Genomic DNA, 13,402 nt, shown 5'->3' with positions numbered 1-13,402 from the left:
AGACGTCTATTCAGACAACCAGAATTCCGGCTCGGCGCGGGCAAGTCTGCCGCCGAGCCGCACCGGTGCGAAACGGCGGGCCAGCCCCGTCGCGTCGTCGGTCTCCAACGCCACGCCGCAGACCGTAGCCTCACCCCGTGCCGGGCCGAACCGGCTCGACGGGATCCGGCTGAGGAAGCGGGAGATCGGCTCTTCCTTCTCCATGCCCAGCACGGAATTGTAGTCGCCGCACATCCCGGCATCGCTGATATAGGCGGTGCCGCCGTCCAGGATCTGGTGGTCCGCGGTCGGCACATGGGTGTGGGTCCCGACCATGCAGCTCGCCCGCCCGTCGATGAAATGGCCCATGGCCTCCTTCTCCGACGTCGCCTCGGCATGGAAGTCGAGGAAGATCGCATCGGCGCCACGCGCCAGACCGCAGGCTTCGAGCTCGCTGTCCACCGCCCGGAACGGACAATCCAGGTCGTTCATGAACACCCGGCCCATGGCGTTGATGACCAGCACCTCCTGGCCGTTCCTCGCCTTGAACAACCCGCATCCCTTGCCGGGCGTCCCAGGCGGAAAATTCAGCGGCCGCAGCAGCTGATCGTAGCGCTCGATGAAGACCAGCGCTTCCCGCTGATCCCAGACATGGTTGCCCGTGGTCACCACGTCAGCCCCCGCATCGAGGAGTTCTTCCAGGATTTGCTCGGTTATGCCGAAGCCGCCGGCCGCGTTCTCCCCGTTCACGATCACGAAGTCGAGCCGGTAGCGCTCGCGCAAGCGCGGCAGCATCTCAATCGCCGCCATGCGGCCGGTCCTGCCAACGAGATCGCCTAGAAAAAGAAGCCGCATGAATGAGCCTTGGAGTCGCGGGGAGCCAGGCGCGCCCTCCCCCGGAAGAACGCAAGGCTACTGCTTTACGGGGAAATGCTTGGGTGAATCAAATCGCGCCGGACGATCCGCGCGCGCAACGATACAGCAAGGATGGAAAGAGCAAGGCCGCGACAGCCGTCGGAGCACCGATTCCCGGCGTCCCTACATATGTAGGTGGGCGCCGAGTGCCAGAGACCACGGTCTCCGGCAGGGTCAGCTCCCATAGGAATCTTATAGGGCCCGAGGAAAATGGCTCCTAACGAACCGCGCAGCCTGCCACTGCGGAATATAGTGGCTCGCCCGGCGCCCTACTAGGCCGGAAACGCGGCGATCGGAAATCGTCCTCAAGCAGCGCTTACCGGCCGTTCTTGCGGGCGCCGAGCCGATCTTTCAGGGACTCCAGCCGTTCGGCCGCCGCGCCGATCGCGGCCGCAACCTCCCGATCCGCCTCGCGCGCGGTGACATCCTCGGGGTCCGCCCCGCTGAGGACCTCGCTGAGCTCTGCCTTGAACTCGTTGGCGACCCGCCGCATTTCCCAGAACTCGTCCGTCACCATCAGCGCGGCCATGAGGATCAGCCGATCGTCGCCGATCTGGCCGAGCTTCCTCTTCAGGCTTTCGACGTGCGACGCCAGATGCTCGGAGAGCTCGATCAGATGAGCCTCCTCGCCATTGTTGCATTCCAGCCGGTAGGTGCGGCCGTTCAATGTGACGCTGACTTGTCCCATGACCCTTAACTTTAGACGCTCCACCGAGCATGCCTAACTCGGAGAGGCCGTCAAATCCTGTTTCAGTGAAGTCATGAGAGATTCGATGCGGCCCGAGACCTCGTCATTGGCCGATTCAAGACGCCGGACCCTGGTGCGAGCCTCTTCCAGCTCGCTCGCGAGCTGGTCCCGCTCCTCTGCCAGAGCCTTTATATGCTCCTTCAGCTCGTTGACGGAATCGCCCGCCTCGATATCGCTGAGATGTGGTCCAAGAAGAGTTTCGAGAGCGTCGACGGCCTCGTCGAGCCGTTTCGTTGCCTCGTTAATATTCGATCCGAAAATTGCCACCACAAGAACTCCCCGCTTTGGCGCCGCCCGTTCGGACGGCCGTGGTTCCGCCTCCGCTCCCTGAACCAGTGGTCGAAAAAACCTGAGTTGCGCCCTCCGTCTTCAATGCGATCATAGTCGATACGGCATCATCCTGATGCCAACTATGACACGTTCAAGCTCTCGGCCATTTGACAGCTGCCGGAAGCGCGTGGTTTGACACCCTCAATCCCTCTTATCGGGTGCCACAGCGCAAGCCGCATCGAGCCAAAGGCCACTTCACCTCGGTCATGCATCGCCGGATCTATCTTCAAATTCCCCCGGCGGCCTCTGCCGCTGCCGAAATGCTGCTCACGAACGCGCTCGAGCGCTACCCCGTGGCGTCCGCGCTTCTGACAGGCGGCGACGATATTCCTTTCGATACGGACTGGGCGAACAACACCCGCCGAATTTGTCATCAGCACGACGTCGCATTTCTCGTCGAGATTTCCCCCGAGCGCGCCATCGCCACCGAGGCCGACGGCATCCACATGGGACCCGACCGGCAGGCTTATGAACAAGCGCGGCAAGTTCTTGGCAAAAATGCCATTATTGGGACCCACTGTTGCAGCCGTCATGATGCCATGGTGTTAGCCGAACTGGGTACTGACTATGTCGCATTTGCGACCCAGATGCAAAGTATGACGCAGCCCGAAGATCCGGTCCCGGACCTGATCGAATGGTGGTCCGAGACCTTCGAGATCCCCTGCGTGGCATGGAACGTTGAAAGCGGCGAGGACGCCCGTCGGGCGTTGAAATCCGGAGCGGATTTTTTGGGCATCACGAAAAAGTGTTTCGAGGCTGACGTCGGCGCGGCGGCCCTTTCGGAGATCGCTGCAGCCCTGGAGAGCGCTTAAGTGAAACGTTATTTTCTGTACGCGGCTGCACTTCTTCTCGTTTTGGGCATCACAGGACCGGTAAGCGCCAAGGAGAGCGAGGCTTATGCCGCCTACTCCAAGGGCCGCTACCTGACGGCGCTCAAGCTCGCGAAGAAGGAAGCCGAGGAGGACGACTCCAAGGAGGCCTATACGCTGATCGGGCAAATCTACGCCCGCGGCGCCGGCGTCCCCCAGGACTACGAGAAGGCCGCCGAAGCCTACGCCAAGGCCGCCGATCTGGGCGATCCGAATGCCCAGTTCGCCCTCGGCAACTTGGTCGCCGAAGGCCAGGGCGCAAAGAAGAACTATCGGCTCGCCGGCGATCTGTTCGAGAAGGCGGCCCGCTCCGGCCACCGGGAAGCGGAATACAATCTCGCCCTGCTCTATCTCTCCGGCAACGGCCGCCGCCAGGACGAAGCCAAGGCGGTAGCCTGGATGACCAAGGCCGCCATGCGCGGAAGCCTCCCCGCCCAGTACGATCTCGGCGCCCTCTACCAGTTTGGCCGCGGCGTCCCCATCGACAAGAAGAAGGCCGCCGAATGGATCGGCAAGGCTGCCAAGTCGGGCTACGCCGACGCCCAGGTGGAATACGGCATCATGCTGTTCCGCGGAGAAGGCGTGGAGAAGGACCAGGAGCGCGGTACCAAGCTGATCGAGCTCTCCGCCGAGCAGGGAAATCCTATCGCCCAGAACCGCCTGGCCAAGCTCTACGCCAACGGCGTGATCCTGGATAAGGACCTCGTGAAAGCCGCCAAATGGCATATCCTGGCCCGCGAAGCGGGGGTCAGCGATTTCGATCTGGAATTGCTTCTCTCCAAGCTCTCCAAGGAGCAAAAGGCGGAAGCCCAGCAGGCCGCCTTTGACTGGATTGACGGCAACTTCAAGGGAGAGCCCCTCGAATCGCCCCAGCCGCCCATCGCCCAAGGGGATATGGACGACGGAGAGCTGGTGCCGCCGGTCCGCAAGAAGGCGGAAGCGGCAGACGAGGCACCCAAGGACAATTAGTCCGCCGCGACAGGCGGACATCGGAGGAAAGGGCCGTGCCATGAGCAGACTTTTCGGCGACCGTCACCGGCAATTCCAGGACATGTTCGAAAGCCGGCCTCTGGCGGACCGGATTGAGGACATCGCTCTCAAGACCGAATTCGACGACCTGACCCGGGGTTTTGTCGAAGCCCAAGACATGTTCTTCCTCGCGACCACCGACGACAGGGGTCGCCCGACCTGCTCCTACAAGGGCGGCGCTCCGGGTTTCGTCCGCGTCACGGGGCCGAGCACGCTGGTCTTTCCCAGCTACAACGGCAACGGCATGTTCCTCTCCGTCGGGAACATCGCCGAGACCCACCACGTCGGCATGCTGTTCATCGATTTCGAAACGCCCAACCGCCTCCGCGTGCAGGGCGAGGCCGAGGTCGCCGACGATCCCGACTTGCTGGAATGCTACGAGGAAGCGGAGCTGGTGATCCGCGTCAACGTCACCGAGATCTGGCCGAATTGTCCACGCTACGTGCACCACTACAAGAGGGTTCGCGACTCCCGCTACGTGCCGCGCGCGAATTGCGAAACTCCCGTGGCGGAGTGGAAGCGCGTCGACGGCGTCCAGGACGTCATCGACGATCGCGACCGCCGCAAGGTCGAGGCGGCCGGAGGCACAATCACCCAAGAGGAATGGTTCGACGCCGTCGGTCGCGGCGAGGGCTGACACCACCCCGCGAACCCCGCAAATCGCATTGCTGGCGCACCCGGCTTGACAGGGCCGCCCTCAGCGCGGCTAAAAGGCGGCCAATCCCTCTTACCTGAAGGCCTCAGCATGAAGATCAATGGCAACGAAATTCGGCCCGGCAACGTGCTGGAGCATAAGGGCGGACTCTGGGTCGCCGTGAAGACCAACCACGTGAAGCCGGGCAAGGGCCCCGCCTACGCCCAGGTCGAGCTGAAGCATGTCACCGAAGGCACCAAGCTGAACGAACGCTTCCGCGCATCGGAAACCGTCGAGCGCGTCCGCCTGGAGCAGAACGATTATCAGTTCCTCTATTCCGAGGGCGAGATGCTGGTCTTCATGGATCTGGAGAGCTACGAGCAGCTCGAGATTTCTCGCGACTTCGTCGGCGACCGCGCCGCCTTCCTCCAGGACGGCATGCAGGTGATGGTCGAGAGCTACGAGGGCAAGCCCCTCGGCGTCTCCCTGCCCGACCATGTCACCTTGGAGGTCTCCGAGGCAGACGCCGTGGTGAAAGGCCAGACCGCGGCCTCCTCCTATAAGCCCGCGGTGATGGAGAACGGCGTCCGCGTAATGGTGCCGCCCTTCATCGCGGTCGGCGAAAAGATCGTCGTCGACACCAACGAACTGACCTACGTGAAGCGCGCCGACTAACGCCGTTCGCGCCCCTCACACCCGAATCCTTCGAGACCGCGAAAGCGCCTATGCCCGCCTCAGCCTTGATGAATGTGATGCTCGCCGCCGCCCGCAAGGCGGCCCGCAGCCTGTCGCGCGACTTCGGCGAGGTCGAGCATCTCCAGATCTCCGTGAAGGGTCCGGGCAATTTCGTCACCGCCGCCGACCACAAGGCCGAGGAGATCATCTACAGCGAACTTTCCCGCGCCCGCCCCGGCTACGGCTTCATCATGGAAGAGCGCGGCGTGGTCGAAGGCGCCGACAAGAGCCATTGCTGGATCGTCGATCCCCTCGACGGCACCACCAACTTCCTTCACGGCAATCCGCTGTTTTCGATCTCCATCGGCCTCGTGCGCGAAGGCGAATTCGTCGCCGGGCTGATCTATATGCCCATCCTCAACGAGACCTACACCGCCGAGAAGGGCAAGGGCGCGTTTCTGAATGACAGGCGCATCCGCGTCGCTGCACGTTCGCGCCTGCCCGAGGCCATGATCGCGACCGGCATTCCCCATCTCGGAAGGCCGGGCCAGAAGCAGTTCATCGCCGAGCTGGACGCCGTCATGGGCACCGTTGCCGGCATCCGGCGCACAGGTTCGGCCGCGCTGGATCTGGCTTGGACGGCCGCAGGGCGCTTCGACGGCTATTGGGAAAACAACATCCAGATCTGGGATGTGGCTGCAGGCATCGTGATCCTCCGCGAGGCTGGCGGCTTCATCACCGACCCCGCAGGCAAGCAAGTCACCCTTGAGACCCGCAGCTTCCTGGCCGGCAACGAGGCCATCCACAACGATCTGAAGCGCATTCTGAAGGGCGTGCCCGCCGTGAGCGCCCCGGAAATCTCGTAAGGCCCGCCCCCGCGATCACGCGCCGATCGCGCCGCGACGGCAGCGCCTATGCCTTTTGCCGCCGAACGATATCCTCAAGAAGGCGTTGGCCCTTTCAATCCGGCGGTTTTGCGTCTCCGCGCTTTCCGTTAATGTCTGCCCCGGTTTGTGGCGTTGCATTGAGTATCCCGCCTCCCGCATAGGGCTCGCGACGGTCCGTCGCGAAAATCCCAAGTTGAGGCGCGAGGATGTGTGCAGACGACGCCAGGTGACGAGGGCGACGGGTAGACCTCGTAGGACCGTGTTCAGTGTAAAGCGTTGAGACGAGGGGCTGACGGCAGCAAGGGACCGAAGGGAAGACATGGCCAAGGAACCGGCAGAAACCACCTACCACGCGACGCTCACGCGGCCGCAAGTCTTCCTGTGGCGGATGACCCTGTTTCTCATCCTCGCCGCGCTCATCATCATCATCATCGACGGCCAGACCAGCCAGGTCCGCAGAAGCTTCATGGCCAATCCCGGCCTCAACGGGCTCATCGTCGGCGTGCTCTTGATCGGCATCGTCTATGCCTTCCGCCAGGTGCTGCGGCTCTATCCCGAGATCCGCTGGGTGAACTCTTTCCGCATCGCCGATCCCGGCATCGCCGGTCAGGAAACCCAGCCCCGGCTCCTGGCCCCCATGGCCACCATGCTGCGGGACCGCACCGGCCAGCTCTCCCTCGCAACGGGCGCCATGCGCTCTCTGCTCGATTCCGTGGCCTCCCGCCTGGACGAGGCCCGGGAGACCACACGCTATCTGGTCGGCCTGCTCGTTTTCCTCGGTCTGCTCGGCACCTTCTGGGGCCTGCTCCAGACCATCAGCTCCATCGGCACGACCGTGGGGAGCCTCGATTCCGGCGCGGGCGAGAACACCATGCTGTTCGACCAGCTGAAGGAGGGCCTCGTCGCCCCCCTGAGCGGCATGGGCACGGCTTTCTCGTCGTCGCTCTTCGGCCTCGCCGGCTCGCTGATCCTGGGCTTTCTCGATCTCCAGGCCGGCCATGCCCAAAGCCGCTTCTACAACGAGCTCGAGGATTGGCTCTCCGGCATCACCGAGATCCAGACCGCGGAATCCGAAAGCGCGACGGGCGTGCCGCCTCAGCTGCGCTTCGCCCTGCTCGATATGCAACGCTCTCTCTCCGATCTCAGCGAGAAGGTGGATATCCGCAGCAAGGACAGCGATTCGACGGAAGCCGTGAAGGATCTCACCCAGGCCGTCGACAAGATGATCAAGCAGATGCGCGCGGAGCAGAAGATCGTGCGCGAATGGGCCGACGAGCAGGCCCAGCAGCAATACGAGCTTGCCGAGACCCTGCGGGAAATCAGCAACCAACCCAAGGCGCCTAAGCCGCCTGCGGAGAAGAAATAGAGATGGCTTCGGTGCGCGCCCGCCATCGCGCCATGGGCAGCGATTACTGGCCCGGCTTCGTGGACATGCTGTCCACCTTGCTGCTGGTGGTCATCTTCCTGCTTTCGCTCTTCATGCTGACGAACTACTTCGTCACCACCCAGTCGAGCGGCAAGGACACCCTGCTGAGCCAGCTTAACACCCAGCTCGCCCAGCTCACCGAGCTGCTCGCCCTCGAGCGCTCCAAGAAGCAGTCCCTGGAAGACAGCCTCGCCTCCCTGCAGGCCACCCTTTCCGACCAGCAGGCCGAGAACGCCCGCCTCTCCGCCCTGCTCGAGCAGCAAGGCACCCAGACCGACACCGCGGAGACCCGCGCATCGAGCCTCAGCCGGGAGCTTGCCGAGCAGAAAGGCATCACCAACGATGCGCTAGCCAAGGTGGAGGTGCTCAATCAGCAGCTCGCCGCGCTCCGCCGCCAGCTCGCCGCGCTGCAGGATGCGCTTGACGCCGCCGAGGAGAAGGACCGGAAGAGCCAGGTCAAGATCGCAGACCTCGGCAAGCGACTGAACCTCGCCCTTGCCCGGAAGGTGCAGGAGCTCGCCCGCTACCGCTCCGACTTCTTCGGACGTCTGCGCGAGATCCTGGGCAACCGCGAGGATATCCGCGTGGTCGGCGACCGCTTCGTCTTCCAGTCCGAGGTGCTGTTCGATTCCGGCTCCGCCGAGCTGAAGCCCAACGCCGAGCCGGAGCTGGACAAGCTGGCCGGCGCCCTGAAGCAGCTCGAGACCGAGATCCCCGACGACATTCCGTGGGTCCTGCGGGTCGACGGCCATACGGATATCAATCCGATCGCCACGGCGGACTTCGCCTCCAACTGGGAACTGTCCTCCGAGCGCGCCATCGCCGTGGTGAAATATCTGATCCGCGACGGCGTCCCGCCGAACCGGCTGGTCGCCGCGGGCTTCGGCGAATACGCCCCCCTCGACACAGCCAACACCACGGAAGCCTACCGCAAGAACCGCCGCATCGAGCTGAAGCTGACCGAGAAGTAACTCTGTCTGTCATTGCCTGGCTTGACCGGGCAATCCAGTAACCATCGTCGTGGCTAAAATGCTGCTACAGGGGCTACTGGATCCCTGCTTTCGCAGGGACGGCGGCCGTGCGTGGCGTGTGGACCCGGCTTCATCCCGGAGAGTCATTCCGGCGAAAGCCGGAATCCAGCAGCGCTGTGGGGATAGGATTGGAGACCGGCTTTCGCCGGTATGACACCGAAGCGGTTAATTACTCCGCGGCATCCGTGGCGAACTGCAGCTCCGCCAGCCTGGCATAGGTGCCGCCCGCCGAGATCAGGGATTGATGCGTCCCCTGCTCCACCAGACGTCCGTCCTCGATCACGAGGATGCGGTCCGCCTGCACCACCGTGGAAAGCCGGTGCGCGATGACCAGGGTCGTGCGCCCTTCCATCACCTTGTCGAAGGCGCGCTGCACCAGGATCTCACTCTCGGAGTCCAGCGCGCTCGTCGCCTCGTCCAGCAGCAGGATCGGCGCCTTGCGGAGCAACGCCCGGGCGATGGCGATCCGCTGGCGCTGACCGGCCGACAGCCGCAGGCCGTTCTCGCCGAGCTTGGTGTCGTACCCCTCCGGCAGCGCCACGATGAAGTCGTGAGCGAAGGCCGCCTTGGCCGCCGCCTCGATCTCGCCTTGCGGCACGTTCTCAAGACCGTAGGCGATGTTTTCCGCGACCGAATCGCTGAACAGGGCCGGCTCCTGGGGCACCAGGGCGAAGCGGGAGCGGAGATCCGCAAGATCGGCCCGGGCCACGTCCACGCCGTCGACGCGCACGGCGCCGCTGTCCACGTCGTAGAACCGCAGCAGCAGGGAGAAGATCGTCGTCTTGCCGGCGCCTGATGGGCCCACGATGGCGACCCTCTCGCCCGGCTTGATGGCGAACGAGATATCGTGCAGCGCCGGCGCATCACGCCGCAAGGGATAGGCGAAGCTCACATCGTCGAAGCCGATCTCACCCTTGGGCGGGGTCGGCAGCGGAATTGGATCGGCCGGCGAAACTATGACCGGCTCCACTTCCAAAAGCTCGCCCAGCCGCTCCGCGGCGCCGGAGGCTTGCGCGACCTCGCCCCACACCTCGCTGAGCTGTCCCAGAGAAGCCGCCGCGAGCACGGCGTAAAGCACGAACTGGCCGAGCTGTCCGCCGGACATCTGTCCGGTCATCACGTCTTGGGCGCCATACCAGAGGATCGCCACCACGCTTGCGAAGACGAGGAAGATGGCGACCGCCGTCAGCACCGCCCGGGACCGGTTCCGCGCAAGCGATGCATCGAACGCGCTCTGGACGTCACGGTCGAAACGCTCCCGCGCCGCATCTTCATGGACGAAGGCCTGCAGCACGCGCACCTGTCCGAGACTCTCGTTCGCGTAAGCAGACGCCTGCCCCAGCCGATCTTGGGCCTCGCGGGACAGCTTCCGCACCGACCGGCCAAACGCCACCAGCGGCAGCACGATGATCGGAATAGCGACCAGCACCAGGAGGGAGAGCTTCGGGCTGGTCACGAACATCATCACCAGCGCGCCCAGCAGCATAACGATATTGCGCAGCGCCAGGCTGACGCTCGTGCTCATGGCCGACTTCACCTGGGTGGTGTCGCCCGTGAGCCGGGAGAGCACCTCGCCCGAATGGGTGAGCTCGTAGAATTGCGGGCTGAGACTGAGCAGATGGCTGAAAACGTCGGCGCGGATATCCGTCACCACCCGCTCGCCGAGCCAATTCACGTAGTAGAACCGTGCCGCACTGGAGATGGCCAGCACCAGTCCAACGCCCACCAGCGTGATGAAATACTCGTCGATCAGCACCGGATCGGCGCCCGAGAAGCCGATATCGATCATCCGCCGCACGGCGATTGGGAGCACCAGCGTCGCCGCCGCCGACAGCAAGAGCGCGACACCGGCGGCGAGCAGGATTCCCTTGTAGCGGAGAACGTAGCGCTTCAGCGCAAGGAGCGGCCGCAAGGACCGCGACTTCTTTACCGTCTCCTCATCGCCCGCAATTGCGGCGATATCCGATGCCGTCTGCCCGGCTTCCTGATCCTGAGCTGTCACGATCACCTAACGCGCTGACCTGAAATTGGGCGGAGAATGCGTCACGCTTGTGCTTCGAGGCAAGGCCTCAGAGGAGACGCAATGCCGCGCACCCCCCGAAACGACGCCGGAGCCTTGTGTGCGCCCGCCACTTCCGGTATAGCGACGCAAACTTAAGAGATTACTGCGCGACCCGCGCCCGAACGTTAAGGCATCCGGCCATGAAGAAAGACATTCATCCCGAGTATCACGCCATCAATGTCGTGATGACCGACGGCACCGAGTTCACCACCTATTCGACCTTCGGCGCCGAAGGCGAGACCATGAAGCTCGACATCGATCCGAAGACCCATCCGGCCTGGACCGGCGGCAGCCATCACCTGATGGACCGCGGCGGCCGTGTCTCGCGCTTCAAGCAGAAGTTCGAAGGCTTCATCAAATAGGATTCGCGTCGGCCTGCGGCCGATAGCGCACGCTTTAGTAGCCAGAGACGCCAAGCGTCTCGAAATGATCTTGCCCGGCCCTTGCGCCGGGCATTTTCTTTTTGGGAATGGCTTCTCTTCGGAGTGGCTTCTCGATCTTAGTCCGGCGTGGGCAGCTCCAGTCCCGGCGCCTTCTCGATGAGCTGCGTCGAGACGATCTCGAAGCCGGACTGCTGCGTGGCGGTCACGGTCTTTGAGATCCAGCCAAAACACCTCGGCGCGCCAGGGGACTTACTCCGCTCAAACACAAAGCTAGCCCGCTTCCGAGAAGGAATGAATTCACAATCCAAGCCATGGGATCGCCGTGGATTTGGACGCCGAATTTCGCAATGTACAGAACGACCACGGCGAGGAGCACCGCCCCACCCATGAGCCGCAGGAGCCGGCCGCCTGTCTTCCCGCCTTCCGACAGGATGCCGATGCCGAGCGAACCGGCTGTGGCGGCGAGATAGCTCGCCAGAATGAAGCCCGGCGCGCCTGATAACGCCACCAATGCGGAGACCGCCAGCGCCAACGGCTGACTCCAGGCCACGGCCGACCAGACCCGCTCCCAGAACGGGGCAGGATCGCCTTTCTCCCGCTTCCGGTGCAGCCAGATGGTGACGCCTGTATGAGTGACGATGGTGAGAGCCAGGCCAAGGATCCCATAGACGATCTTCACCGGCATGCCGGCGAACCAGCCGAAATGGACCGCCTGCAGAGCGCCCAGGATCTGCTGACCGATGGAGCCCGTCTCCAGCCCGCCATCGCCGATCAGCTTCCCCGAGCCATCGAAGTAATACCGATTGGCCGCGGCGAGATGGCCCGGTGTCCCCATGGAGAGGTGGGTCATCTGACCGGCCGTTCCGGCATGCTCGATATCAGCGCTGGCGAAGACCGCATCCGGATGATCCTCCCGCACGCGCGCCATCAAGGCGGCGAGATCGGGTAGCGGGGCAGCCTCCATGTTCTCTCCGGCCCGAGGCCCGAGGATCTCGGCGAACGCCTTCTCCGAATCCCCCTCATAGGCCGCCATGGCCAAGACGCCGATGATCAGCACCGCGAGTCCTAAAAGCGCACCTGTAAGAGAGACCGCGACATGAAACGGCAGGCCCCAGACGCCCAGCCGGTTATGAAGATCCGCATCCTGCAGGCGGAGCGACCCGCCGAAGCGAAAGGCGAAAGCATCCCGGAAAATCCGCGGATGGGACAGCACACCCGAGATCAGCGAGGAGAGCAGAGCCACCCCCGTCAGCCCGACGATAAACAACCCGTAGGATTGCGGGATATGCAGATTGATATGCAGACGGGCGAGGAACTCCGACCACGGCGCGTTGATCTCCTCGACGAGAGTGCCGCTGCCATCGGCCAGCCACTCCCGCTCGAAGTCGGACTCGTGATCGTGGACCCTGATGGTGAAATGGGGCGTCCGGGACCCGTCCCAGGCGATGAAGAGATCGGGATGTTCCGCCTTTTCCTTGGCCGTGGCGAACGCCGACGCGGCCGCCTTCTGGAGCGCGCCTTCGCTTGGGACCTCGAGAACCAACGGCGCATCAGGCTGTTCCCAACGCTGGAACTCCATCACGAACACGGCAAGCGTACCCGAGAGGCAGACGATGTAGATCAGCGCTGCGAAGGCCAGCCCGAGCGCCGAATGACCGGCGAGCATGGCCCGCACGAAATCCGGCGAGAGCCAGTTCTTCTTCCCGCGCGGCCCTGTTTGCTTCGGCGTTTTGCTCATGAGACAAAATTCGGCAGAAACGCGATGCCGTAGCCGACCGCGCAGATGATTAGAAGGATCGCGGTGGCGCGCAGGAGTTTCGAATCTGCGAGCGTCCAGGCCATTCCCCCGCCCCACAAAATCGGCACCATTAGACCGCCGATGATCATCTTATCTGTGGCCGGCATGGGCATGGCCACGGCGAAGGCAACCCCGACACCGATCGCGGCGGCGCCGGCCAGCACCACCGCCAGCAAGCTCTTTCCGATAGCCCGCATCCAGTTGGTGCGCCGCTGCTCGGGCTCCATCGCCCGGTCCCTCGGCTCCGAACGCTTGTTGCGCAGTTGGAGTGTGGCGGTCACTGCCAGAAGGCCGGCAATCGAGAAGGCGAGCAGCGCAAAGGTGATCCCGCGCTCGCCACCGAACACATGGGCGAAAACGTAGAAACTCGAGACGATCGCGAGCCACCCGCCGACGACGAATCCTCTTCCCTCGCCCCGCTTCTGCAGCCATGCCCATCGCAAGGAAAAGATCCCAGCGGCGAGCAGCAGGAACGCTTCGGCCGTCACGTCCAAATCGTCTCTCCCTCGTCCATTCCCCAATCCACCGTTTAGCGCCTCCGAAGCGTTGGCGCCCACCCACCCCCGAGAAAGAGGATGGATGGGCGTTGAAACGAGCGCTGGGATAAGCCTGCAATGCGGCTCGAGCCACTCACGA

Annotated in this window: 14 protein-coding genes and 1 other RNA gene; 8 read left to right on the top strand and 7 right to left on the bottom strand. The window is 63.7% G+C overall.

The annotated features are described in order from the left end of the window. Positions 1–6 precede the first annotated feature (6 nt). The 4 genes from A7A08_RS07580 to A7A08_RS07565 all read right to left on the bottom strand — a co-directional run bounded on the left by A7A08_RS07580 (position 7) and on the right by A7A08_RS07565 (position 1,909). The gene (locus A7A08_RS07580; RefSeq protein WP_069094900.1) at positions 7–834 is read right to left on the bottom strand and encodes a TIGR00282 family metallophosphoesterase; all 828 of its coding nucleotides are present in this window, start codon (positions 832–834) and stop codon (positions 7–9) included. Between the two features lie 140 nt (positions 835–974). Then, positions 975–1,133, bottom strand: a non-coding RNA gene (gene ssrS / locus A7A08_RS07575) — 6S RNA. A 77-nt stretch (positions 1,134–1,210) separates the two neighbouring features. After that, a complete protein-coding gene (locus A7A08_RS07570; RefSeq protein ID WP_069094899.1) occupies positions 1,211–1,582 on the bottom strand; it encodes a cell division protein ZapA in 372 nt (123 codons plus the stop codon). Between the two features lie 33 nt (positions 1,583–1,615). Then, positions 1,616–1,909: a DUF4164 family protein gene (locus A7A08_RS07565; RefSeq protein ID WP_169822952.1), complete on the bottom strand. Its 294-nt coding sequence runs from the start codon at positions 1,907–1,909 to the stop codon at positions 1,616–1,618. A gap of 170 nt (positions 1,910–2,079) precedes the next feature. Between A7A08_RS07565 and A7A08_RS07560 the strand changes: the two genes are divergently transcribed. From A7A08_RS07560 to A7A08_RS07530, 7 genes are all read left to right on the top strand, one after another. Beyond that, positions 2,080–2,784 (top strand): thiamine phosphate synthase, encoded by a 705-nt coding sequence (locus tag A7A08_RS07560; RefSeq protein WP_141693898.1) that lies wholly within the window; start codon positions 2,080–2,082, stop codon positions 2,782–2,784. Beyond that, the gene (locus A7A08_RS07555) at positions 2,785–3,810 is read left to right on the top strand and encodes a tetratricopeptide repeat protein (RefSeq protein WP_069094896.1); all 1,026 of its coding nucleotides are present in this window, start codon (positions 2,785–2,787) and stop codon (positions 3,808–3,810) included. 40 nt (positions 3,811–3,850) lie between these two features. Then, positions 3,851–4,507, top strand: coding sequence for a pyridoxamine 5'-phosphate oxidase family protein (locus A7A08_RS07550; RefSeq protein WP_069094895.1), 657 nt, complete (start codon positions 3,851–3,853; stop codon positions 4,505–4,507). Positions 4,508–4,615: 108 nt separating this feature from the next. Further along, positions 4,616–5,179: an elongation factor P gene (efp, locus tag A7A08_RS07545; RefSeq protein WP_069094894.1), complete on the top strand. Its 564-nt coding sequence runs from the start codon at positions 4,616–4,618 to the stop codon at positions 5,177–5,179. Positions 5,180–5,229: 50 nt separating this feature from the next. Then, complete coding sequence (locus tag A7A08_RS07540; RefSeq protein WP_069094893.1) at positions 5,230–6,045, top strand: inositol monophosphatase family protein; 816 nt, start codon at positions 5,230–5,232, stop codon at positions 6,043–6,045. Between the two features lie 340 nt (positions 6,046–6,385). Further along, positions 6,386–7,432 carry a MotA/TolQ/ExbB proton channel family protein gene (locus tag A7A08_RS07535; protein ID WP_069094892.1) on the top strand — a complete coding sequence of 349 codons (1,047 nt, stop codon included), beginning with the start codon at positions 6,386–6,388 and terminating at the stop codon, positions 7,430–7,432. A gap of 2 nt (positions 7,433–7,434) precedes the next feature. Next, a complete protein-coding gene (locus A7A08_RS07530) occupies positions 7,435–8,463 on the top strand; it encodes a peptidoglycan -binding protein (RefSeq protein ID WP_069094891.1) in 1,029 nt (342 codons plus the stop codon). 229 nt (positions 8,464–8,692) lie between these two features. Here the strand turns inward: A7A08_RS07530 and A7A08_RS07525 are convergent, their stop codons facing one another. Beyond that, complete coding sequence (locus A7A08_RS07525) at positions 8,693–10,525, bottom strand: ABC transporter transmembrane domain-containing protein (protein WP_208430598.1); 1,833 nt, start codon at positions 10,523–10,525, stop codon at positions 8,693–8,695. 200 nt (positions 10,526–10,725) lie between these two features. Here A7A08_RS07525 and rpmE point away from each other — a divergent pair, with 200 nt between their 5' ends. After that, entirely contained in the window at positions 10,726–10,947 is a 222-nt protein-coding gene (gene rpmE / locus A7A08_RS07520; RefSeq protein WP_069094890.1) for a 50S ribosomal protein L31, read from the top strand. A 223-nt stretch (positions 10,948–11,170) separates the two neighbouring features. Here the strand turns inward: rpmE and A7A08_RS07515 are convergent, their stop codons facing one another. Beyond that, positions 11,171–12,706, bottom strand: coding sequence for a PepSY-associated TM helix domain-containing protein (locus A7A08_RS07515; RefSeq protein WP_069094889.1), 1,536 nt, complete (start codon positions 12,704–12,706; stop codon positions 11,171–11,173). Then, positions 12,703–13,260 (bottom strand): hypothetical protein, encoded by a 558-nt coding sequence (locus A7A08_RS07510; protein WP_069094888.1) that lies wholly within the window; start codon positions 13,258–13,260, stop codon positions 12,703–12,705. Before A7A08_RS07510 ends, A7A08_RS07515 begins: the two co-directional genes overlap by 4 nt. Positions 13,261–13,402 lie beyond the last annotated feature (142 nt).

Source organism: Methyloligella halotolerans, assembly GCF_001708935.1.
Lineage (GTDB): Bacteria > Pseudomonadota > Alphaproteobacteria > Rhizobiales > Methyloligellaceae > Methyloligella > Methyloligella halotolerans.
Note: the sequence above shows the minus strand (reverse complement) of the source record. Positions and strands in the feature narration are given on the sequence as shown.